Below are 21,380 nucleotides of genomic sequence, written 5' to 3'. Positions count from 1 at the left end.
CGCCTCGAAGATGACAAAGGCCTCAAGAGCCTTGGCTTTCTCGATCAGCGAGGCAATCCCGGCCCTCGTGTTGCCCAGGTGCCGCCGCCACGAAACAGGCCAGCCGTCCGTGTCGAGATGATCTTTTGAGATGTCGATGGACAATATTGAAGATGGTAGAGTGTTCATCGCCCGTCCTTGTCCTGCGAGGCGCCGCAACTGCGGCCCTCATTCAACTGTTCGGGATGACGCAGGTACGCGGGCGGACACCACGCTGGCCAACGGTTCTCAAAACCAGGGATGACACGGTGCTCCGCCCGCGGACCATTCACGCTCCACCAGATCAATCTGGCAAGAGGCGCTCGGATAGACAGGGGTGACGAGGTCCGAGCCCTTCTTGAAGATGAAGCCGAAATCCTCGGTGCCGAGCTTCTCGCCGACGATCTTCAGCGTGCCGTTCGAGGTCGAGACATAGCCCGGCCCGGCGGTGCCGTCGGTCAGCACCAGGTCGACATCGCCGGCGCGCAGGGCGGCAACGCCGGCGCCGAAGGTCTCGAATTTCTTGATGCGCGGATTGGCCTCGTTGCCGTCCAGCACTTCATAGACACCGACATAGAACGGCGTCGTGCCCGGCTGGGCCGCCATCAGCAGGTCCGGATTGGCGGCGAAGCCCTTGGCATCGGTAAAGCGCGTCTCGTCGGCCCGCACCAGCATGATCATTTCCGAGCGCATGTAGGGCTCGGAGAAATCCACCTTGTCCTTGCGGTCGTCGCGGATGGTGATGCCCGTCATGCCGATGTCGTATTCGCCGGCTGAGACGGCCGGGATCATCGCGTCCCAGCTGGAGTTCTGATAGATGACCTTGATGTTGAGCCGCTTGGCGATCTCGGCCACCGCGTCATACTCCCAGCCGACCGCCTGCCCGGACTTGTCGATGAACTGCAGCGGCGGATAGGCGTTCTCCGTCACCACCACCACTTCGCGTCCCTTCAGGTCCGGTACCTCGGAAGCCATGGCTCCGCCAGCAAGAACGGGCAGGAGGACGGTTGCAAGACCGCCGGCGAGACGGAAAAAGGTGGTGGCAAGACGCATGGATTCTCTACTCCCGTGAGGTTCGGAACGTCCGTCACTGTTAGCTGGCTGCCCTGTCGGTTGCAAGGCGAAGGGCTGCAGGAAAACAGCCCTTCGCCTTGCGGTCCGTCAGCCTGTTTGTCTGCCAGTGGGGCAGTCAGTGAAGCAGTCAGTGGGTCAGCCCGCCTTCACATAGACCATCTGGCGCACATCGATGTTCCCGGCGCGGAAGCCGGCCTCGCAATAATGGAAGTAGAACTCCCAGAGCCGCTTGAAGCGTTCGTCGAAGCCGAGTGGGGAAATCCGGGGCCAGGCCTCGCGGAACCGGTCGCGCCACTCGGCCAGCGTGCGGGCGTAGTCCTGGCCGAAGATCTTCTGGGTCTTCAGGTCCAGCCCGGTCTTGCCGCCGATTTCCGTCAGCTTGCCGGGCGGCGGCAGCATGCCACCTGGGAAGATGTAGCGCTGGATGAAGTCCGGCCGCCGGGCATAGTCGGCAAACATACGGTCCTGGATGGTGATGATCTGCAGCCCGGCCATGCCGCCTGGCTTCAGGCAGGTTGCCAGCTTCTCGAAATAGGTCGGCCAGTACTCGCGGCCCACGGCCTCGAACATCTCGATCGAGGCAATCCGGTCATAGACCCCGCGCTCGTCGCGATAGTCCTGGAACACCACCTCGACCTTGTCGTTGAGCCCGGCCTTGAACATGCGCTCGCGCGCATAGTCGAACTGCTCGCGGGATATTGTCAGCGCCTTCACATGCGCGCCAACTTCCCGTGCCGCAAACTCGGCAAATCCGCCCCAGCCGCAGCCGATCTCCAGCACCTTATGTCCGGGCCGGATGTCGGCAGCCTCCGCCAGCGCGCGGTATTTCTGCGCCTGGGCTTCCTCCAGCGTAGCGGCCCGCCCCTCATAGAGACCGGAGGAATAGGTCATCGAGGGATCGAGCCACTCGCGGTAAAATGCATTGCCGAGATCGTAATGCGCTGAAATGTTCCTCTGCGAGCCCTTGCGGGTGTTGCGGTTGAACCAGTGGCGCAGCGAAATAGCGATGCGGAAAAGGGCGCTGCCCTGCAGCTTCTTCTCCGTCGCATCCCGGTTGACGCAGAACAGCTCGAGGAAGGTCGTCACGTCCGGGCTCGACCAGAAGCCCAGCATGAAAGCCTCGCCGACACCGACATCGCCGCCCTCGACCGCCATCCGGACAAAGCGCCAGTCATGCACGCTGACCACCCCGTCCGGCCCCGGGTGCTTTCCTTCAATGAGAAAGCAGCGCCCGTCCGGCGTGGTGATGGTCAGCCGTCCATATTCCAGTCCCAGCACGATGCGCATGCCCATGCGCACGAAGCGCGGCAGGCCGGCAAGCACTTGCCTGGCATTGTCCGGCGTGACCTTGATGGCGGAGGAAAGGGGGGCAGCGTGGGCCGCGCTCGGGGCTGCGGCTTCGGCAACATGGGTCATTGGAACCTCCATCAGGCATGCCCGTAAGGTTCAGGGCGGGGGCTTGGCATGGGTTTTCTGTCTGGAACGACCGGGTTGGCCGGACTGGCTGAACTGGCAGGGCCGGTGTCCGGTGTCCGCGGGCGGGAATGGAAGCGGATGCCCTTCAGCCACAGCTTCAGGGCCTCATAGTGAATGCCGGCGATGACCTTCAGGGTCATCAGCGGGAACCGGAGGCAGGCCTTTGCGATCGCGGCGCTGGTCGCCGGCTCGCCCTTGCCGGTGAAGGTCGCCGACAGGATCGGGCCTTCCGGATCGGTCTCCAGGATGCGGATGCGGACCGACTGGCCTGGCGGCAGTAGGCGGAAATGATAATGCTGCTGCATGTCCAGGAACGGCGAGACATAGAAGGCCTTCACCTGGTCCTGGCGCAGGCCCGCTGCACTCAATTGCCCGTCGGTCACTGGCGCAACATAGGTATGCAGGTCCCCGAAAGTGTTGCGCACTTCGTAGATGACGCCGCTCAGCGTCCCTGCGGCATCATAGGCATAGTAGACCGCGAGCGGGTTGAACACGTAGCCAAGGAGGCGCGGATAGGCGAGCAGCAGCACCCGCGCCGGTCGCCCCTGTCCCGCCTCCATCAGCAGCCGGTCGACATGGGCCCGCAGCGAACTGCCGTCGCGCGGGCCATGGTCGCGCTGGTGGAACGACAGAAGGTTGAACCGTCCGACAGAGAACAGCGCAGATGTTGCGTTGGCCGCGTCCAACTGGTCGAGGTCGATCAGCATTGAAAACACGGCGTAGGTGAACCGGTGCGGCACCGGTTTCATGCGCGCGTGCATCACCTGCCCGGTGTAAAGCGTCACCGGAGCATGCGGCGGCGGGCCGTTTCCTGCCCGCTGATGATGAGACGTGTCTGCCATGGCACAGGGCCGCCTTACTGTGCGGCTTCGGCCACCGAAGCCGGTCTGCCATCCCGCAACGGATCGAGCGTGCCCGCAACCGTGTCCCAAGGCAAGACCGCGCCGAGGGCTCGGGCCACCTTGAGGCCGGAGACGAGACCGTCCTCATGAAAGCCATGGCCCGCCCAGGCCCCGCAGTACCACAGCTGGTTCACGCCCTGGATGCGCGGCAATTCCTTCTGTGCGGCCAGTGCGGCGGCATCGAATTGCGGATGATCATAGGTGAAGCGGGCAAAGGTCAGCTCTTCGCGCGGCGCCTCGGGCGGATTGAGGCTGACGAACAGCGGCCGGGACCTGTCAAGGTTCTGCAGCAGGTTCATCCAGTAGCTGACGCTGACATCGGTGCCAGCCTCGGCATCGGTGCGCGCCATGTAGTTCCACGATGACCACACCCGCTTGCGCTTCGGCATGAGGGCGAGGTCCCGGTGCAGGTAGACTGCATTGGGGCGATAACGGATCGCGCCGAGGATCCGGCGTTCGTCGTCACTCGGGTCTTCCAGCATGGCCAGCGTCTGGTCGGTATGGCTGGCCAGGATCACCTGGTCGAACACATCCGTATGGCCCGAGACATCGCGCACATGCACCTTGCCGCCCTCGCGGCGCACTCCGGCCACCGGCGTTCCGAGCCGGACATTGCCCTTCAGCGGATCGATCAGGCGGTGCACGTAATTCCGGCTGCCGCCCGAGACGGTGCGCCAGATCGGCCGGTCAAAGTTGATCAGGCGATGATTTTCGAAGAAGGAGATGAAGGACTCCGCCGGGAAAGCCAGCATCTGGCTCGGCGGTGTCGACCAGATCGCAGCGCCCATCGGCACCAGATAGTCGTCGATGAAGGCGCGGGAGAACTTGCGCAGCGCCATGTAGTCGCCCAGCGACAGCCCCTTCACCAGCCCCGCTGCCCGGTCCTTGGGGCAGATGCGGTTGAAGCGCAGGATTTCGCGCAGCATCCACAGGAAGCGCGGCGAGACCAGGTTGGAGCGCTGCGCAAACACCGTGTCGAGGTTGGTTCCAGCCCATTCCCTTGCTCCGCCGTCGACCGACAGGGCAAAGCTCATGTCGCTCGCCTCGGTCGCAACACCCAGATGGGCGAAAAGGGCGGTCAGGTTGGGATAGTTCAGTTCATTGTAGACAATGAAGCCGGTGTCGACCGCCATTTCTACGCCGTCATAGTCGATGTCGACGGTGGCGCTGTGGCCGCCGGGGCGCAGGCGCTTTTCGTAAAGGACCACGTCGTGCTGATCGCAAAGGGCGTAGGCGGCACTGTTGCCGGAAATGCCGGAACCGATGATCGCAATGCGCATGTATGGTCCTTCTGAGCAGGTCGGATAGGTCCGGCCTGCTGAACGTCGCCGAATATCCTTGCATTTGTGGATCTTACGCGACATCGGCGGGCGCGGATCAGGCAGGGTGAGCTTTTTGTCGCACCGCGCCTGAAAGCCGTTCGGCACAGGCTGGCGGACAGCAAAAGGGCCGCAGCGAGAAGGCCGCGGCCGCGAACGGGCAACGTGGAAGGGGCAGGTGGCGCGCGATCAGGCGTGCAGGGTCTCGACCAGCCAGGACCAGGCGACACGCACCGTGTCCACAGCTCCGGTGAACAATGCCACGACGGCCGCCCAGATCGCCTCGCCCACATGGGCGACCTCGATCAGCTTTGGCTGCGTGTCGCGTGGCGTTTCCTCGATGAACTCCACAGCTGTCCTGTCGCCCTTGTCGTCGACAATCCGCCGCGTGACGAGGATCGAGGTTTCGCTGGGAACGCGCGAGTCATCCTGCTTGGCGACGGTCGTCTCGGTGTTCAGCGCGGTGACCATGATGGCCCGTCCGTCCGGCAGCAGATGGGTCTCGTTCTGTCCGATCTCGGCGTTGTAGATGACTTCGCCTTCGGCATCGATGAGTTCGACCCAGATGGCCGAGCGGCCCTGGAGTTCGACTTCGCCGACCCAGATCGACAGGTCTTCACCCTCTGTGACCGTTGCCGTGGCGCTGGCGACGGTCACGGCCAGATTGTCGTCCGGCAGCATGTGGCGTTCTTCCGCAAGTCCGGCATGGGCCGCGCCTGCGAACAGGAAAAGCGATGCGGTTGCCGCCAGAGCGGCGATTCGAAAGGGACCAGTCATTTGTGCCTCCCACGGCATGACATTCACGTCCGGGTCACCAGGCGTCGGGAAGTCTGCTTGCGCTGGAACTCCAGCGCGTGGGTCGGTTGTCCGGGTTATGGTCCCGGGCTGGTATCCGACCTGTTGCCTCCGTGCCGCCTGGCGAGAACCATCATTACACCACAGTTCCTAAGAAACCTGTAGTGCAGATCACATTTTGGCGGTGTGAACATTAAAGTTTTAACCATTTTTATTGTTGGTGATTTGTGGCTCTGCAAGAACCAACAAAGCAAATCAGGGACTTCCGCTGGGGATTCGATAAAATGACAGGGGCGCTTTCCTGCATTCATACTTTCGTGATCCCGGACTTGCGGGCGTCTTGCCAAATGATTAACGCGTTGCGGCGGGTTTGGTTCCGCTTCAGCGATGAAAATGGCAAGTTTCTTGGGCGCCACGACCTAAAATGTCCGGAATTGCACTTGGTCGGGGGGCTTGGCTCGGACCGAAGCGGGTTTCTGCGCCACCAGAAAGAATTCGGAAACCCGAAATTAGAATAATGACAGCCTGCGGCGTTTTACACTATGTGTTGTGTCGGACGCATACGGTATCGATCATCGCGACGGGGCTCTCGCAGCCCGATGGCGCAGATCGCAGCCTCGACAGGCTGGGTACGGCGGTTCCATGAGGATCGGGTCATTTGATCGAGATCATGGCCGTGCCAGGGCAGGGCCCCTTAAGTGGGCGGATGAGGGCGGTGATTGCAGCCGTGAGTGAGAGGGAATGAGGGCATGAACTTCGACAGCTTCTTCGCGCAGGCGCTGGATGGCTTGCGGGAGGCCGGGAACTACCGGGTGTTCGCTGATCTTGAACGCCACTCCGGCAATTTCCCGCGTGCGACTCGCTACCGTGCGGATGGCTCGTCGCATGATGTGACGGTCTGGTGCTCGAACGATTATCTCGGCATGGGCCAGCACCCGGATGTGGTCGCGGCCATGAAGGACGCCATTGACCGTTGTGGCGCCGGCGCCGGTGGCACCCGCAATATTTCCGGCACCAACCATTCGCATGTCGCGCTCGAGACCGAGCTTGCCGACCTGCATGGCAAGGACGCCGCCCTGATCTTCACCTCGGGCTATGTGTCCAATTGGGCCGCCCTTGGCACGCTTGCCGCCCAGATCCCAGGCTGCATCGTTTACTCGGACGCGCTCAACCATGCCTCGATGATCGAGGGCATCCGCCACAGCCGCGCCGACAAGCGCGTGTTCAAGCACAACAGCCCCGAGCATCTCGACCGTCTCCTGTCGGCCGATGATCCGTCACGCCCGAAGCTGGTGGCTTTCGAGAGCGTCTATTCCATGGATGGCGACATTGCCCCCATCGCCGAGATCTGCGACGTGGCCGAGAAGCACGGCGCACTGACCTATCTCGATGAAGTTCATGCGGTCGGCCTCTATGGTCCGCGCGGCGGCGGTATTGCCGAGCGCGAAGGCCTGATGCACCGCCTCGATGTCATCGAAGGCACGCTTGGCAAGGCCTTCGGTGTCATGGGCGGTTACATCACCGGCTCGAAGGACCTGTGCGACTTCGTTCGCTCCTTCGCCTCCGGCTTCATCTTCACAACCGCGCTGCCTCCGGCACTTGCCGCCGGTGCCACGGCTGCGATCCGTCACCTCAAGGCCAGCTCGGTCGAACGCCAGCAGCATCAGCAGCGCGTCGCCCGGGTCCGCAGCCTGCTGGATCGCCGCGGCATCCCGCACATGGACAATCCCAGCCACATCGTCCCGGTGATGGTGGGCAACGCCGCCAAGTGCAAGTGGATCTCGGACATCCTGCTCGACAACTACGGCATCTATGTCCAGCCGATCAACTATCCGACCGTGCCCAAGGGCATGGAGCGCCTGCGCATCACGCCGACCCCGTTCCACAGCGATGCGGACATCGATCATCTCGTCGGTGCGCTGAACGACCTGTGGTCCCGCTGCGCCCTGGCCCGCGCTGTCGCCTGATCCTGATCATGTGTTGTGAAATGAAAACGCTGCCCGAAGGGCGGCGTTTTTTGATTGTGGCAGATCGTGTGGGTGTACTGACACTTGTTCCGTGTCACCCCGGCCAAGCGAAGCGCCGAGCCGGGGCCTACTCGCTTGCAGAGCGTTGATGCGGGCACCGCGTCGCCTTGCCCAAGCAAGACCATCGTCAAGCGAGTTGCAGCGCAGCCCATATTCCTTCCGCTCTGCGAACGAGTAGGCCCCGGGTCTTCGCTTCGCTGCGCCCGGGGTGACGCCGATGGACTTGTCGAAAGTGCAAATGCCGCTTCCGGCCGGGCGACGTCCCACTCACATCAAGCCCAGACCTGATCCGGGTCGGGCAGGGGAATGGCGGCGAGCAGGGCACGGGTGTAGTCGGCCTTCGGGGCAGCGAAGACGTCAGCGGTGGCTGCGTTCTCGACGATCTCGCCCTCGTAGAGCACCAGCACCCGGCTGCAGAGCCTGCGGATCACCGACAGGTCATGGCTGATGAAGGCGAGGGTCAGTCCGAGATCGCGGACAAGATCCTTCAGAAGGGTCAGCACCTGCGCTTGTGAGGAGACATCCAGCCCCGATACGATCTCGTCGGCCAGAATGAACTCCGGTTTCAGTGCAATCGCCCGGGCAATGCCGACCCGCTGGCGCTGGCCTCCGGACAGTTCATGCGGATAACGGTCAGCAAAGCTGCGCGGCAGGCCGACCTGCTCCAAAGCCAGGACGGCGGCGCGATCCGGCTGGTCGACGCCATGCAGGCGCAGCGGCGCGCTGATCAGCTGCCCCACCTTGTGGCGCGGGTTCAGCGATGACATCGGATCCTGGAAGATCATCTGGAAGCGTCGCCGCAACGGTCTGAGCTGGCTGGCATCCAGATGCGTGATGTCCACGCCGTCAAACCGGATCTGTCCGCCGGTCGGCTCGAGCAGGCGCACAAGACAGCGTCCGAGCGTCGACTTGCCCGATCCTGATCCGCCGACGATGCCAAGGATCTCCCCCCGGCCGATGGAGAAGCTGAGACCCTTCAGGATCTCGGTTCGGGGCGCGGCCCCCAGGAAGGGCTTGCGCGTCATGTCCGGCAAGGCAAGCCGCACGTCTGCCAGTTCATAAAGATCAGCCATGGGACCATGTCCTGTCTGCGGCCGCGACTTCCTGCCGAACGGCCTCGATGACGGCGTCGGGCACCGGGGTCAGGCTGCCGTCCGGGTCGGTGTATTTCGGGCTTGCGGCCAGCAGGGCCCGCGAATAGGCGTGACCGGGCGCTGCAAAGAAGGAGCGCACGTCGCTGTCCTCCACCACCATGCCGCCATAGAGCACGCTGAGCGTCTGGCAGACCTTTGACACCACGCCGAGGTCATGGGTGACGAACAGCAGCGCCGTGCCATGCCGGCGCTGCATCTCGCCGATCAGCTTCAGGATCTGCTTCTGCACGGTCACGTCCAGCGCCGTTGTCGGCTCGTCGGCGACGATCAGCTTCGGTTCGGCGGCAAAGGCCGAGGCGATCAGGATGCGCTGGCGCATGCCGCCGGAAAGCTCATGCGGATAGGAGCGCAGGACCCGTTCAGGCTCGGCGATATGGACTTCGCAGAGGAGCTCCAGCGCCCGGTCTTCGGCGCGCTTGCGGTCCCAGCCGAGGATGTCCACCAGCCGGTCCGTGATCTGCGGCGCGATGCGGCGCGATGGATTGAGCGCGGTGAGCGGATCCTGCGGGATCAGGGCGCAGCTTGCCCCCATCCGCCGCCGGCGCTCGCGCGGGGCGAGGGACTGAAGATCCACCCCGTCCAGCACGATCGAGCCGGCCACGATCTCGACCGAGCGCGGCAGGATGCCGAGGATGGCCTTGCCGATCATCGACTTGCCAGCACCGCTCTCGCCCACGAGACCGCGCACTTCTCCTGCCGCGACGGACAGGGACACCTTGCGCAGCAGCCGATGGTCCGTGCCTTTCAGCCGCGCCGAGAGGCCCTCAAGTGTCAGAAAGCTCATCGCAGCACCGGATCGAAACGGTCCTTGAGGCCTTCGCCCAGCTGGGAGAAGGACAGGACGGTGAGAAACAGGGTGATCAGCGGGAACACGATCACCCACCAGGCCTGATGGATCGAGGTGCGCCCTTCGGCGATCATGCCGCCCCAGGTCGGATCATCCGTGGAGATCGACAAGTTGACGAAGGAGAGGATCGCCTCGACGATCACGGCAATGCCCATTTCCAGCGTCAGCAGCACGACGATGGTCGGCAGCACGTTGGGCAGGATCTCGACGATCATCGTCGACAACCGGCTGCGACCGGCAACTTCCGCCGAGGCGACATAGTCCATCGCCCCTTGGGCCATCGCCTCGGCCCGGACGACCCGGGCAAAGCGCGTCCAGTCGATGACGACAATGGCGAGGATGATTGAGAACAGCCCCGGTCCCATTACGGCGATCAGGAGGATCGCGAACAGCACCGGCGGAAACGCCATCCAGATGTCGATCAGACGCGATACGGCAAGGTCGACCCAGCCGCGCAGGAAACCTGCGGCAAGGCCAAGGCCAGCGCCGATCAGACAGGTCAGGCTGCCGGCGATGATCGCGACGAGGAAGGCGATGCGGGCACCGTACAGAATGCGTGAGAGCACATCGCGGCCAAGGCTGTCCGTCCCGAGATAATAGCCCGGTTCCGTGCCAGCCATCCAGAAGGGCGGCATCCGGCCGAGGAACAGGTCCTGCGCCAGCGGGTCTTGCGGCGCGATCAGGGGTGCGGCGAGGGCGGCAGTGAACAGTCCGCCCAGCCAAAGTCCGGCAAGCCACAGCCGCGCTCCGGCCCGCCGTTTGATCAGGGAACGTCCGTCAAGCATGGCGCAGCCTCGGGTTCAGCACGGCATAGAGGAGGTCAACGGCGAGGTTCACGCCGGTGAAGATCAGGGCAAACAACAGCACGATGCCCTGGATCAGCGGCAGGTCGCGGTTGATCACCGCGTCGATGGCCATGTTGCCGAGCCCTTCATAGGAAAACAGCCGCTCGATGATGACGGTGCCGCCGATGAGGAAGGTGAATTGTACGCCGACCAGGGTCAGCGTCGGCAGGATGGCATTGGGCAGCGCCTCGCGGGTGATCACATGCGTCTCGCCATAGCCCTTGGTCCGGGACAGGGTGACATAGTCGAGATGCATCGTTTCCTTGAGGCTCTGCTTCAGCAGCTGGCTGATGATCGCCGCCAGCGGGATCGCCAGCGCCAGGGCGGGCAGCAGCATGTGGCTGACAAGATCCAGCCACAGGTCGAAGCGCAGCCGGATAACGCTTTCGATGAGATAGAAATCGGTCGAGAAGGGCAGGTCGAGTGACGGCGTGACCCGGCCGGAGATGTGGAAGATCGGGAACGCAACGCCGAACACAAGCACCAGGATCAGCCCCCAGAGAAAATCCGGCACCGACAGCGCCATGCCATTCGACACGTCAATTGCGGCTTCGATCCGGGTGCCGCGCTCGCGCGTTCCGGTCAGGGCGCTGACACCGCCAATGAACACGGCGATGACCAGGGCCATCAGCGACAGTTCCAGCGTCGCTGGCAGGCGGCCAAGAACGAGGTCCAGCACCGGCTGGCGCGCCGTGATCGACATGCCGAAGTCACCACTCAGCACACCGCCAGCCCAGATGACGAATTGTTCCGGGATCGACTTGTCAAAACCGTAGAGAGCCGTGAGCCGGCGGATGTCGTCCTCTGTTGCCCCCGGCGGCAGCATCATGGCAATCGGATTGCCAGGTACCACGCGAATGACAAAGAAAACGATGACGGCAGCCCCGACAAGCGTCACCGCCGTCGTCGCCAGCCGCAAGAGTAGCGTCCGAAAAATCTGCATGCGCTCGTGTCCCCCAGCGCGTATTGACTGGTTCGGCCAGCTTTCGTCAGGCTGGCCGAACCATGTGACGCTGGTCTCAGCCGCGCTTCATCAGATGCGGCAGCAGGGCGCCGGAGGCATGCGGCGTCACGGTCACGCCCTTGGCCGACAGGATCGGCTGCACATATTGCAGCAGCGGGATCACCAGCGCGTCCTCTGCAATGGTCCGGTCAACCTCCTGCCAGCCGAGGATGCGTTTGCCTTCGTCCTTCTCGCCCCACAGCGGCGCGATCTTGGCGATCAGGTCCTCGCCATCCCAGACCGAGTGCGGCGAAGGGCCGAACATGGCAAAGCCGGTCGAGGTGGTCGGGTCACCGACCGAGTTGCCCCAGTTGTAGAAGGCGGCCGGGGCAAGGGTGTCGGCGGCACGCAGCTCGTAATGCTTGGCGATTTCGTAGACTTCGATTTCCGCCTCGATGCCGACCCTGCGCCACAGACCGACAATGGCCTGGATGACCTCATAGTCCTTCGGCTTGAAGCCCTTGGTGGTCTGGATCTTGAACTTGACCGGATTGTCCTTCGAGTAGCCGGACGCAGCCAGAAGTTCGACGGCCTTCGCCGGGTCATAGGCGACCGTGATCGAAGGATCAAAAGCGTCATACTGTGGCGTCTGCAGGGTGTCGATCTTGACGCCATAGCCGGACATCAGCCGGTCGATGATCGTCTGCTTGTCGATTGCATGGGCGGCTGCCTTGCGGACGTTGGGATCCTTCATAACGTCCACGTCGTTCAGGAAGATCATGCCGATGTCGGAGATCGGCGCGGCAACGCCGTTGAGCTTTGCCTTCAGCCGGTCGAACTCCTCGTAGGGCATTTCGAGCGTGACGTGAGCCGAGCCCGATTCCACTTCCGCGACGCGGGCGGTGGCATCAGTGACGAACTTGATCGTCACCGTCTCGAACTCCGGCTTGGTGCCCCAGTAGTTCGGATAGGCCTTGAGGCGGACGAAGGCGTTGCGCTCGAACTTGTCGACCATGTAGGGGCCGCTGCCGATCGGAGCGGCTTCAAACCCTTCCGCGCCGACCTTCTCGAAGTAGGCCTTCGGCATGACATAGCCTGTGAGGAAGTACATCCACTTGAAGATCGTCGGGTCGAACTGCTTCACGTCGGCCGTGACGATATTGCCTTCGGTGCGGTGGTTGGTCAGCGTGCTCCAGATGAAGTTGATCGGGTTGCCACTGTCCGGGTTGGCGGCACGGGCGAGCGACCAGGCTACATCTTCTGCCGTCAGCGGCGAGCCGTCATGCCAGGTGACATCTTCGCGCACCATCATCCAGACTTGGGTCTTGTCCTCATTCCAGCCCCAGTCGGTCAGGATGCCGGGGGCGGGTTTCAGGTCCGGCTGCTGCAGGATGAACTGGTCGAAAACCGACAGGTACAGGCCCTGGATGGTCGGGTTGACGGCGGACGGGCCGACGGTCGGATCCCAGCTCGGCAGGTTGACGTTATAGGCAATGACCAGTTCGTCGATGGCGGCGAGTGTTGGCAGGCCCGAGACAGCAAGCAGCGCACCGGCGGCGGCCCCTTGCAGGAGTGAACGGCGTGTCAGTTCCATGTTTCTGTTCCCTTTGGATTATTTGTTATTTGCCAGCGAGTTTCTGGCCCAGCAGGAAGCCTGAGCCTGCCCCCGTGCCCGCGCCGGGCCAGACGGCTGCCCCGGTGAGGTGGAGGTTCTTGATTGGTGTCGACCCGTCCGTGTGGCCGCGGGCCGGGCGAAACAGGAAATTCTGGGCGATGTGATGCGATCCGCAGACCTGATCGCCACCGACAAGGTTCGGGTTGTCCCTTTCGAGGTCCGTCGGGGTGACGACGTGGCGACCGAGGATTTTTGACCGGATGCCGGGGGCGTAGCGGTCGAGCAGTGTCAGGGCGCGCTCAGTGAAGGGCTCGGCGGCCTCGGGCCAGCTTGTCGCCGTGATTTCGCCGGCTGCATCGCCTCGGATCGTGCCCGGTGCCATCCGCACCTGAACCCACAGCACATGCTTGCCCGCCAGTGCGCGGGTGGGGTCAAACACGGTCGGCTGACCGACGACGAGGATCGGCTCGCTGGGCAGCAGTCCTGCCTCAGCCTCCTGGTAAGTTCGCGCCATCTGGTCGAGGCTCGGGGCAAGATGCACATAGGCATAGGACTTCAGCGCATCGCCAGCCGCCCAGTCGGGCAGGCTGTCCAGGGCCAGATGGATCATCAGGGTGCCGGGCGCGTGCCGGAAGTCCTGCATCGCCTTGTCGAAACCCGGCTCTGTCCCGCCGGTGAGGCGGGCAAGGGCGGACGGGGCAACACCGGCAATCACATGTCTGGCCGCGATCCGCCGGCCATCCGCCAGTTCAATGCCGCTGGCCTTATCGTCGTCCTTCAGGATTCGCGCGACTGCGATACCGGTCTCGACACGCCCGCCATGGGCCTCGATCCCCTTGACCATGGCACGGATGATCGTGTCAGCGCCGCCCTGGCCGATGGCCATGCCGAAGGCCTGCCCAGCCATGCCTTCCAGATAGGGAAACAGCGCGCCACCCGCGACGTCAGGCGCAAAGTCGAGATGCATGCCCCAGGCACCCAGCATGGCGCGCACTTCAGGCGCCTCAAAGGTCTCGGTGAGATAGGCACGCGGTGACTTCAGCAGGAACTGGGCGAGATCGAGTGATCCGGCCACGCCCTTGCCGCGCAGCGCTTTGAGAATAAAATATGCAAACGCATTTAAATTCATCCGGCTACCGAGCAGGCCGAACAGATGCGGTGCCTCTTTGGCAAAGCCGTTGACCAGCCGCTGCCACGTCTCGGCATCCCTGTCGGAGAAACGGGCGATGTTGCGCGTTGTTTCCGCGATGTCCGTTGCAACGCCGCACCAACGACCGCCTGGAAACGCCGAGGCGAACGGACGGTTAACCGGCACGAAGGCGGCACCTTGGGCGGTCAGGTCGGATGCATATGTCTTGAAAAAGGCGCTTCCGGCAAAGAGCGACAGGTTCATCGCGGCCCAGTCATGGCGGAAGCCGGGCAGGGTCAGTTCCAGCGTCTTGACCGCGCCGCCGGCCACCTTGGCCTGTTCATAGACGGCGACCTTCCAGCCGCGCTTGGCAAGATGAAATGCGGCAGCCAGGGCATTGTGGCCCGCACCGATCAGCACCGCGTCGAAACTGTCTGACATTTTGCCACCTCCCAATGACAGAAGGATATTTGCATTTGCATTTAATTCTGTCTAGAGTGATTTCAGAGGTTGGAGGACCTCGTTCTAGGGAGAGAGACATGACAGCTGCAGCTATGCTTGCGGACCTCGGGCAATTGCTCGCCTCGGGAGGGGTCGAAGTGGTGGATTGTTCCGGCGTGCTGGGGCCAGAGACGCCCCTCATCAAGCTGCCGCCGGACTTCGCCAAGGACACGCCGCCGATCAAGATCCACCGCATTAGCGAGTACGATCAGAACGGTCCCTTCTGGGCCTGGAACTGGCTGGAACTGGGCGAGCATTCCGGCACCCATTTCGATGCGCCGCATCACTGGATCACCGGCAAGGACTATTCGGACGGCTACACCGACACGCTTCCGGTCCAGAAGCTTGTGGCACCTGTGAACGTTCTCGACTTTTCCGCCGAGTGCACCGCTGATCCAGATTTCCTGCTGACTGTCGAACACATCAAGGCATGGGAAGCCCGCCACGGCGAAATCCGCGCTGGCGAATGGGTCGTGCTGCGTTCCGACTGGGATTCCCGCGCTGATGACGAAGCCCTGTTCCTCAATGCCAACGAGACCGGGCCGCACACGCCCGGACCGACGGCGGAGACCATCGAATACCTGATCGGCAAGGGCATTGTCGGCTGGGGCAGCCAGTGCATCGGCACCGATGCAGGGCAGGCCGGTGGCATGACGCCGCCGTTCCCGGCGCATAACCTCCTGCACAAGCACAATCGCTATGGTCTGGCGAGCCTTGCCAATCTGGACAAGCTGCCGCCGAAGGGCGCGATCCTCATCGCGGCGCCCCTGAAGATCAAGAATGGCACGGGATCGCCGATCCGCGCCCTGGCGCTGGTCCCGCGGGGCTGATCCGATGGCGGTCGATCACATCATCATCGGCTCAGGGATAAATGGCCTGGTCGCAGCGGCGATGCTGTCCGCAAAAGGCCGCCGCGTGCTCGTGCTCGAGCGCGAGGCAGACTTCGGCGGCTGCATGCGCACCGGCGAGGTCACATTGCCGGGCTTCAGCCATGATGTGATGGCCGCCACCTTCGTCCTGTTCATGACATCGCCAGCCGGGGCGCTGCTTGCCCCGGATCTCGCCCGCCATGGCATGGACTATTGCCACACGCCGCATCCGACCGCTGTGCTGCGGCCGGACGGCTCGTCCCTGGTGCTGTCGACCGATCAGGCTCGCAACATCACAGCGTTCAATGCCCAGGCCTCCGGCGACGGCGACCAGCATGGGCGCGATGTCGGGTCGATTGCTGCCGAGGCGCCGTTCCTGTTTTCGCTGCTGGGCGGTGATCTGTGGTCCTTTGCCACGGCCCGCCTGATGTTCGGACAGGTTCGCCGGCGGGGCCTGCGTGGGCTTGCGGCCTGGATGGGCGAAGCGCTGGCGCCGGCATGCGGCTGGCTCGAAACCCGCTACCAGAGCCCGCTGGTGCAGGCGCTGTGGGCGCCGTGGGTGCTGCACTGCGGCCTGACGCCGGAAAGCGCTTATTCGGCCAAGATGGGCCAAGTCATCGCCTTCGCGCTGGAGGCCGCAGGTGCACCTGTGGTGCGGGGCGGGGCAGGGGCGGCGGTGAACGCCTTTCGCCGGCTGATCGAGGAACGCGGCGGGGTCTTGCGCAGCGGTGCCGATGTCGAGCGCATTCTGGTGCGCGATGGCCGCGTCACCGGCGTCCGCCTGGCCACGGGCGAGGAAATCGCCGCACCGTCCGTGCTCGCCAGCGTCGCGCCGGGTCAACTCTTCGGACGCCTGCTGGGGTCGGATGCGCCGCCCGAGGATGCAAGCGCCGCAAAGACATTCCGGCATGGCCGCGGCGACTTCCAGCTGCATTACGCGCTTGACCGCGCCCCAGACTGGATGGCGGACGGGCTTGAAAAAGTGGCGCTGATCCATCTCAGCGACGGCATCGATGCCGTGTCGAAGTCCGCCAATGAGGCCGAGCGCGGCCTGTTGCCGGAGGTGCCGACGATCTGTGTCGGGCAGCCGAGCGCGCTGGATCCGTCGCGCGCGCCGGATGGCAAGGCGGTTCTCTGGCTGCAGATCCCCGATGCGCCTCGGCTGATTAAGGGCGATGCTGCCGGCAGGATCGGCGGCAGAAGCTGGGATGTCGCCACGCGCGAGGCCTTTGCCGACCGCATCGAGGCCATTCTTGCCCGTCACATCCGCGACTTTGCCGCGATCAAGCTCGCCCGCCGCGCCTATTCGCCGAAGGACCTTGAAGCGATGAACGTCAATCTTGTCGGCGGTGATCCTTACGGCGGCCATTGCGGCATCGACCAGTTCTTCATCTGGCGGCCTCTTGCCCATTCGACCAATGGTCTTGGCAGGGTCAAAGGACTTATCCATATCGGTGCTTCGACCCATCCTGGGCCGGGTCTTGGAGGAGGATCCGGGTTCAACGCCGCAAAGAGGCTTGGTGCATGAGTGAAGACACCGAAACCCATGCAAGGCTTGGTGAAATTGGCCTGAGCAATTTTGCCCCCTATCTGATGAACCGGATCATGGGCCGCTACAACGCCATGGTCCGCGAAGAGATGGCGGATGTCGGCCTGACGACGCCGAAGATGCGCACGTTGGCGGTGCTTGCAGTCGTCGAGGGGCCGCTGATCCGCGAACTGGCCGTCTATACGGTCGTCGAGCAGTCGACGTTGAGCCGTGCTCTGGACCAGTTGCAGACCGAGGGGCTGATCCGGCGCGAGGCCGACGCCAGCGACAGCCGCGCCGTGCGGGTGTTCCTGACCGATGCCGGGCGCGCCACCTTCGAGACGCTGTGGCCGCATATGGCGGCCTCGGCCGCGCGGCTGTTCAAGGGCATACCAGACGAGGAGCAACGCGCCTTCGTGGCGACCTTGCAGAAGATGCTGACGAACATCCGCAAACACGAAATCTAGGACGGATACCGGCGCGACGGGTGTCTGACCCTTCCGCACCAGCGGAAGGGAACGGGAAAGCTGTGTCTTTCGCCAGGCCTCAGGGCTGGAGCGGTGAGGAGGAGAGGAAAATGGCCGAACGCAGTTTCAAGGCCGAAGTCGAGCATCTGCGCCTTGGGGAGGGCGAGGTTTTCACCGGTGAAGGCATTCTGGCCATCACCAAGGCCTTGCTGGAATCCGGCGTCGGTTATGTCGGCGGCTATCAGGGCGCACCGATCTCGCATCTGATGGACGTGCTGGCCGACGCGGAGGAACTGCTGTCGGAACTGGGCGTCCGCTTCGAGGCCAATGCCAACGAGGCCGCCGCAGGTGCCATGCTGGCCGCCTCTGTGCATTACCCGATCCGTGGCGCCGTGACCTTCAAGGGCTCCGTCGGCGTCAATGTCGCCTCTGATGCGCTCGCCAATCTTGCGTCTTCAGGTGTGACGGGCGGGGCAATGGTCATCGTCGGCGAGGACTATGGCGAGGGTTCCAGCATCATGCAGGAGCGCACCCATGCCTTCGCGATGAAGTCGCAGTTCTGGCTGCTGGACCCGCGCCCCAATCTCACTTCAATTGTAAAGATGGTATCGGATGGCTTTGATTTATCAGAAGCTTCCAATACTCCGGTGATGCTTATGGTGCGCATCCGCTCGTGCCATGTGACCGGCAGCTTCACCTGCCGCGACAACCGCGCGCCAGCCTTCACGGTCAAGGACGCGGTGGCCAATCCGCGCTCCGACTTTGCCCGCGTCGTGCTGCCGCCGATGTCCTTTGCCCATGAGCAGGACAAGGTGAAGAACCGCTGGCCGGCCGCAGAACGGTTCATCCGCAAGCGCAAGCTGAACGAGTTCTTCGGCCCGGCACCGGGGACGGATGGCCCGCGCCTTGGCATCGTCGTGCAGGGCGGCATGTTCAATGGCGTCGTCCGTGCCCTGCAGCGTCTCGGGCTGGCCGATATCCACGGCCAGTCGGACATTCCGATCTACGTGCTCAACGTCACCTATCCGCTCCTGTCCGGTGAATTCCTCGAGTTCTGTGCGGGCAAGGAGCATGTCCTTGTGGTGGAGGAAGGCCAGCCGGAGTTCATCGAAACCCAGCTTGGCTCGTATCTCTACCGCGCCGGGGCGAGTGTTGCCCTGCATGGCAAGGGCCTGTTTCCGCTGGCCGGGGACTACAATGGCACCGTCATGCTCGATGCCATCGAGGCCTTCCTGCGCAAGGTCGCGCCTGAGACCCTGCCTGCGGTCGTGCGCGCACCCAACCAGGAGCGCCCCGAGATCCCGGACCTGTCGAAGACCGTGCCGATCCGCCCGCCCGGCTTCTGCACCGGCTGCCCGGAACGGCCGATCTTTGCCGCGATGAAGCTGGTGGAGAAGGAACTCGGCAAGCACCAGATTGCCGCCGACATCGGCTGCCATCTTTTTGCCTCGCTGCCGCCTTTCGAGATCGGCGGGGCGACCATGGGCTACGGCCTTGGTCCGGCGGCCAACGGTGCCTTTGATGGTGGCGGCGCCAAGCGGCCGATTGCGATCATTGGCGATGGCGGCTTCTGGCACAACGGCCTGTCGTCGTCCTTCACCAACATGGCCTTCAACAAGTCGGATGGCGTCGCCATCGTCGTCGACAACTACTATTCGGCGGCAACGGGCGGTCAGGACATCATGTCCTCGCGCGCCGACAACGACACCAAGTCGACGAAGAACCCGATCTCCCGCGCCCTGAAGGGCATCGGCATCAACTGGGTGCGCGAAATCGACCGGACCTATGACGTGGCCCGCATGCGCGACACGCTGCGCGAGGCGCTGACCTCGCCGGAGAAAGGACCGAAGGTCATCGTCGCCTCGTCGGAATGCATGTTGAACCGGCAGCGGCGCGAGAAACCGCTGGTCGCCAAGGCGATCAAGGCCGGTCGCCGCGTCGAGGCGCCGAAGTTCGGCGTCGACGAGGAGGTCTGCACCGGCGATCACGCCTGCATCCGCCTCTCGGGCTGCCCGTCGTTGTCGCTGAAGCGGCTGGATGATCCCTTGCGGGATGATCCGGTGGCCTCGATCGACCAGAGCTGTGTCGGCTGCGGCAACTGCGGCGAGGTGGCGGATGCGGCCATTCTCTGCCCGAGCTTCTACCGCGCCGACGTGGTGCACAACCCGGGTGGCTTCGAAGCCTGGTGGGCCGGTGTCCGCTCTACCGTCATCGGCTGGTTGATCCGTCGGCGCACGGCGCGGCGGATTGATTTTGGAGGGGTGCAATCATGACCATGGCCGGTCTTCTCGAACGGCGCGCGGCCGATCCGCGCCTCGGCGGCATCATCAAGCTGGCGGCGCTCGCCGTCGGCGGGCAGGGCGGCGGCGTGCTCACCAGCTGGATCGAGGATGTGGCGCGCTCGAACGGCTATGACGCCCAGGCAACCAGCGTTGCCGGCGTTGCACAGCGAACCGGCGCCACGGTCTACTACGTCGAGATGGCACCGAAGGGCGAAGCCAGTCCGGTGTTCTCCCTGATGCCGGCAGCCGGCGACGTCGACATCATGATCGCGGCCGAGATGATGGAGGCCGGGCGCTCGATCCAGCGCGGCTTCGTCACGCCGGACCGCACCACCCTCATTGCCTCCACGCACCGGGCTCTCGCGGTGAGCGAGAAGATGGTGCCCGGCGACGGCATTGCCTCCAGCGAGGAAGTGATGGCTGCGGCCGACATCGCCGCGCAACGCTTCATCTATGCCGACTTCGATACGCTGGCGGTCAAGAACGGATCTGTCATCTCAGCGAGCCTGTTTGGGGCCCTTGCCGGCAGCGGCGCGCTGCCGTTCCCGCGTGAGGCCTTTGAAGACGCGATCCGGCGCAGCGGCAAGGGTGTGGAGGGCTCGCTCCGTGCCTTCAACGCCGGCTTTGCGGCGGCGCAGGGCACCTTGCCGGAAGCGGTGGCTCCAACCGCCAGTGCCGCACCCGGCCTCCGCGGCCCGAAGCGTCAGGTCGAAGCCTATCGGGCGCTGCTCGACCGTATCCGCCGTCTGCCGGAGCCTGCCTGGGCCATGGCCGAGGCCGGGCTGCGCAAGGTGGTCGACTTCCAGGACATCGCTTATGGCAGTGAGTATCTCGACCGGCTGGACCGGGTCGCTGCGGTCGACCGGACCCCGCATGACCTGACCCGGGAGGCTGCGAAATACGTCGCCAATGCCATGGCCTATGACGACATCATCCGCGTCGCAGATACAAAGACCAAGGCCGGACGTCATGACCGTATTGCCAAGGAAATGGGCGCCAAGTCCGGCAACTTGCTGCAGGTGACCGAGTTCCTGCATCCGCGCGCGGAGGAAATCGTCTCGCTGTTTCCCGCGCGTATGGGCGCCCGCTGGGCCGCCAATCCCGACCGGATGGCGCTGCTCGGGCGGCTGTTTGACAAGGGCAAGCGGCTACGGTCCGACAGTCTCACCGCTTTCCTGCAGCTCTACATTCTGGGCGGCCTGAAAGGCTGGCGTCGGCGCACCCTGCGCCATGCGCAGGAGATGGCGCATCTGGCGGCCTGGCTCGACCGGGCCTTGGCGCTCGCCCCGCGCGACTATGACCTTGCCGTGGAGGTGATCCGCTGCCGCCGGCTGGTGAAGGGCTATTCCGACACCCACGCGCGCGGGCTCAGCAAGTTCGACAAGGTGCTGGATGGGGCCCGGATGGTCGAAGGCCGTGCCGATGCGGCTGACTGGACGCGGCGCCTGCGAGAGGCAGCGTTGAAGGACGAGGAAGGCAAGGCACTCGACGGCGCGCTCCAGACCATCCGCAGCTTCGTCTGAGGCAGCAAGGGTCTGGTTCACGTTTCTGTGCGGGCCGGTTTCTGCCCACCCTCAGGAAACCGGTCT

The 21,380-nt window shown here is 64.0% G+C and carries 17 protein-coding genes; 6 read left to right on the top strand and 11 right to left on the bottom strand.

Annotation, left to right across the window (positions count from 1 at the left end):
• Nucleotides 1-267: 267 nt before the first annotated feature.
• From ACTIFE_RS08735 to ACTIFE_RS08715, 5 genes are all read right to left on the bottom strand, one after another.
• Nucleotides 268-1,071, bottom strand: a complete 804-nt coding sequence (locus tag ACTIFE_RS08735) for a transporter substrate-binding domain-containing protein (protein ID WP_439528760.1) — start codon at nucleotides 1,069-1,071, stop codon at nucleotides 268-270.
• 156 nt (nucleotides 1,072-1,227) lie between these two features.
• Nucleotides 1,228-2,508, bottom strand: a complete 1,281-nt coding sequence (locus ACTIFE_RS08730; RefSeq protein WP_439528759.1) for a class I SAM-dependent methyltransferase — start codon at nucleotides 2,506-2,508, stop codon at nucleotides 1,228-1,230.
• An 11-nt stretch (nucleotides 2,509-2,519) separates the two neighbouring features.
• On the bottom strand, nucleotides 2,520-3,410 hold the full coding sequence (locus ACTIFE_RS08725; protein ID WP_439528758.1) for a DUF1365 domain-containing protein: 891 nt from the start codon (nucleotides 3,408-3,410) through the stop codon (nucleotides 2,520-2,522).
• Between the two features lie 14 nt (nucleotides 3,411-3,424).
• Nucleotides 3,425-4,750, bottom strand: coding sequence for an NAD(P)/FAD-dependent oxidoreductase (locus tag ACTIFE_RS08720; RefSeq protein WP_439528757.1), 1,326 nt, complete (start codon nucleotides 4,748-4,750; stop codon nucleotides 3,425-3,427).
• 228 nt (nucleotides 4,751-4,978) lie between these two features.
• Nucleotides 4,979-5,566: a hypothetical protein gene (locus tag ACTIFE_RS08715; RefSeq protein WP_439528756.1), complete on the bottom strand. Its 588-nt coding sequence runs from the start codon at nucleotides 5,564-5,566 to the stop codon at nucleotides 4,979-4,981.
• 767 nt (nucleotides 5,567-6,333) lie between these two features.
• On the opposite strand from ACTIFE_RS08715, the gene hemA reads away from it, so the two are divergent.
• Complete coding sequence (gene hemA / locus ACTIFE_RS08710; protein ID WP_439528755.1) at nucleotides 6,334-7,551, top strand: 5-aminolevulinate synthase; 1,218 nt, start codon at nucleotides 6,334-6,336, stop codon at nucleotides 7,549-7,551.
• Nucleotides 7,552-7,883: 332 nt separating this feature from the next.
• Here the strand turns inward: hemA and ACTIFE_RS08705 are convergent, their stop codons facing one another.
• The 6 genes from ACTIFE_RS08705 to ACTIFE_RS08680 all read right to left on the bottom strand — a co-directional run bounded on the left by ACTIFE_RS08705 (nucleotide 7,884) and on the right by ACTIFE_RS08680 (nucleotide 14,585).
• Complete coding sequence (locus tag ACTIFE_RS08705) at nucleotides 7,884-8,684, bottom strand: ATP-binding cassette domain-containing protein (RefSeq protein WP_439528754.1); 801 nt, start codon at nucleotides 8,682-8,684, stop codon at nucleotides 7,884-7,886.
• Complete coding sequence (locus ACTIFE_RS08700; protein ID WP_439528753.1) at nucleotides 8,677-9,549, bottom strand: ABC transporter ATP-binding protein; 873 nt, start codon at nucleotides 9,547-9,549, stop codon at nucleotides 8,677-8,679. Before ACTIFE_RS08700 ends, ACTIFE_RS08705 begins: the two co-directional genes overlap by 8 nt.
• Nucleotides 9,546-10,397 carry an ABC transporter permease gene (locus tag ACTIFE_RS08695; protein ID WP_439528752.1) on the bottom strand — a complete coding sequence of 284 codons (852 nt, stop codon included), beginning with the start codon at nucleotides 10,395-10,397 and terminating at the stop codon, nucleotides 9,546-9,548. The genes ACTIFE_RS08700 and ACTIFE_RS08695 overlap by 4 nt, the downstream gene beginning before the upstream one ends.
• Nucleotides 10,390-11,400, bottom strand: coding sequence for an ABC transporter permease (locus tag ACTIFE_RS08690; protein WP_439528751.1), 1,011 nt, complete (start codon nucleotides 11,398-11,400; stop codon nucleotides 10,390-10,392). The genes ACTIFE_RS08695 and ACTIFE_RS08690 overlap by 8 nt, the downstream gene beginning before the upstream one ends.
• A 76-nt stretch (nucleotides 11,401-11,476) precedes the next feature.
• The gene (locus ACTIFE_RS08685; protein ID WP_439528750.1) at nucleotides 11,477-12,994 is read right to left on the bottom strand and encodes an ABC transporter substrate-binding protein; all 1,518 of its coding nucleotides are present in this window, start codon (nucleotides 12,992-12,994) and stop codon (nucleotides 11,477-11,479) included.
• A 25-nt stretch (nucleotides 12,995-13,019) separates the two neighbouring features.
• Complete coding sequence (locus ACTIFE_RS08680) at nucleotides 13,020-14,585, bottom strand: phytoene desaturase family protein (protein WP_439528749.1); 1,566 nt, start codon at nucleotides 14,583-14,585, stop codon at nucleotides 13,020-13,022.
• Nucleotides 14,586-14,683: 98 nt separating this feature from the next.
• On the opposite strand from ACTIFE_RS08680, the gene ACTIFE_RS08675 reads away from it, so the two are divergent.
• From ACTIFE_RS08675 to ACTIFE_RS08655, 5 genes are all read left to right on the top strand, one after another.
• Nucleotides 14,684-15,475, top strand: coding sequence for a cyclase family protein (locus tag ACTIFE_RS08675; RefSeq protein WP_439528748.1), 792 nt, complete (start codon nucleotides 14,684-14,686; stop codon nucleotides 15,473-15,475).
• A 4-nt stretch (nucleotides 15,476-15,479) separates the two neighbouring features.
• Nucleotides 15,480-17,042 carry a phytoene desaturase family protein gene (locus tag ACTIFE_RS08670; RefSeq protein ID WP_439528769.1) on the top strand — a complete coding sequence of 521 codons (1,563 nt, stop codon included), beginning with the start codon at nucleotides 15,480-15,482 and terminating at the stop codon, nucleotides 17,040-17,042.
• Nucleotides 17,039-17,509 carry a MarR family winged helix-turn-helix transcriptional regulator gene (locus ACTIFE_RS08665; protein WP_439528747.1) on the top strand — a complete coding sequence of 157 codons (471 nt, stop codon included), beginning with the start codon at nucleotides 17,039-17,041 and terminating at the stop codon, nucleotides 17,507-17,509. Before ACTIFE_RS08670 ends, ACTIFE_RS08665 begins: the two co-directional genes overlap by 4 nt.
• Nucleotides 17,510-17,619: 110 nt before the next feature.
• Nucleotides 17,620-19,782 (top strand): thiamine pyrophosphate-dependent enzyme, encoded by a 2,163-nt coding sequence (locus ACTIFE_RS08660; RefSeq protein ID WP_439528746.1) that lies wholly within the window; start codon nucleotides 17,620-17,622, stop codon nucleotides 19,780-19,782.
• Nucleotides 19,779-21,314 (top strand): indolepyruvate oxidoreductase subunit beta family protein, encoded by a 1,536-nt coding sequence (locus tag ACTIFE_RS08655; protein WP_439528745.1) that lies wholly within the window; start codon nucleotides 19,779-19,781, stop codon nucleotides 21,312-21,314. The genes ACTIFE_RS08660 and ACTIFE_RS08655 overlap by 4 nt, the downstream gene beginning before the upstream one ends.
• The last annotated feature ends 66 nt before the right edge of the window (nucleotides 21,315-21,380 follow it).

Source organism: Pannonibacter sp. (assembly GCF_051860505.1).
GTDB lineage: Bacteria > Pseudomonadota > Alphaproteobacteria > Rhizobiales > Stappiaceae > Pannonibacter.
The sequence above is the reverse complement of the archived record's forward strand: the minus strand, read 5'-3'. Positions and strand labels throughout refer to the sequence as shown.

Bases quoted from the DNA above. Each gene is read 5' to 3' on its own strand.
- ACTIFE_RS08735 (WP_439528760.1), bottom strand. From the start codon at position 1,071: ATGCGTCTTGCCACCACCTTTTTCCGTCTCGCCGGCGGTCTTGCAACC.
- ACTIFE_RS08730 (WP_439528759.1), bottom strand. From the start codon at position 2,508: ATGACCCATGTTGCCGAAGCCGCAGCCCCGAGCGCGGCCCACGCTGCC.
- ACTIFE_RS08725 (WP_439528758.1), bottom strand. From the start codon at position 3,410: ATGGCAGACACGTCTCATCATCAGCGGGCAGGAAACGGCCCGCCGCCG.
- ACTIFE_RS08720 (WP_439528757.1), bottom strand. From the start codon at position 4,750: ATGCGCATTGCGATCATCGGTTCCGGCATTTCCGGCAACAGTGCCGCC.
- ACTIFE_RS08715 (WP_439528756.1), bottom strand. From the start codon at position 5,566: ATGACTGGTCCCTTTCGAATCGCCGCTCTGGCGGCAACCGCATCGCTT.
- hemA (WP_439528755.1), top strand. From the start codon at position 6,334: ATGAACTTCGACAGCTTCTTCGCGCAGGCGCTGGATGGCTTGCGGGAG.
- ACTIFE_RS08705 (WP_439528754.1), bottom strand. From the start codon at position 8,684: ATGGCTGATCTTTATGAACTGGCAGACGTGCGGCTTGCCTTGCCGGAC.
- ACTIFE_RS08700 (WP_439528753.1), bottom strand. From the start codon at position 9,549: ATGAGCTTTCTGACACTTGAGGGCCTCTCGGCGCGGCTGAAAGGCACG.
- ACTIFE_RS08695 (WP_439528752.1), bottom strand. From the start codon at position 10,397: ATGCTTGACGGACGTTCCCTGATCAAACGGCGGGCCGGAGCGCGGCTG.
- ACTIFE_RS08690 (WP_439528751.1), bottom strand. From the start codon at position 11,400: ATGCAGATTTTTCGGACGCTACTCTTGCGGCTGGCGACGACGGCGGTG.
- ACTIFE_RS08685 (WP_439528750.1), bottom strand. From the start codon at position 12,994: ATGGAACTGACACGCCGTTCACTCCTGCAAGGGGCCGCCGCCGGTGCG.
- ACTIFE_RS08680 (WP_439528749.1), bottom strand. From the start codon at position 14,585: ATGTCAGACAGTTTCGACGCGGTGCTGATCGGTGCGGGCCACAATGCC.
- ACTIFE_RS08675 (WP_439528748.1), top strand. From the start codon at position 14,684: ATGACAGCTGCAGCTATGCTTGCGGACCTCGGGCAATTGCTCGCCTCG.
- ACTIFE_RS08670 (WP_439528769.1), top strand. From the start codon at position 15,480: ATGGCGGTCGATCACATCATCATCGGCTCAGGGATAAATGGCCTGGTC.
- ACTIFE_RS08665 (WP_439528747.1), top strand. From the start codon at position 17,039: ATGAGTGAAGACACCGAAACCCATGCAAGGCTTGGTGAAATTGGCCTG.
- ACTIFE_RS08660 (WP_439528746.1), top strand. From the start codon at position 17,620: ATGGCCGAACGCAGTTTCAAGGCCGAAGTCGAGCATCTGCGCCTTGGG.
- ACTIFE_RS08655 (WP_439528745.1), top strand. From the start codon at position 19,779: ATGACCATGGCCGGTCTTCTCGAACGGCGCGCGGCCGATCCGCGCCTC.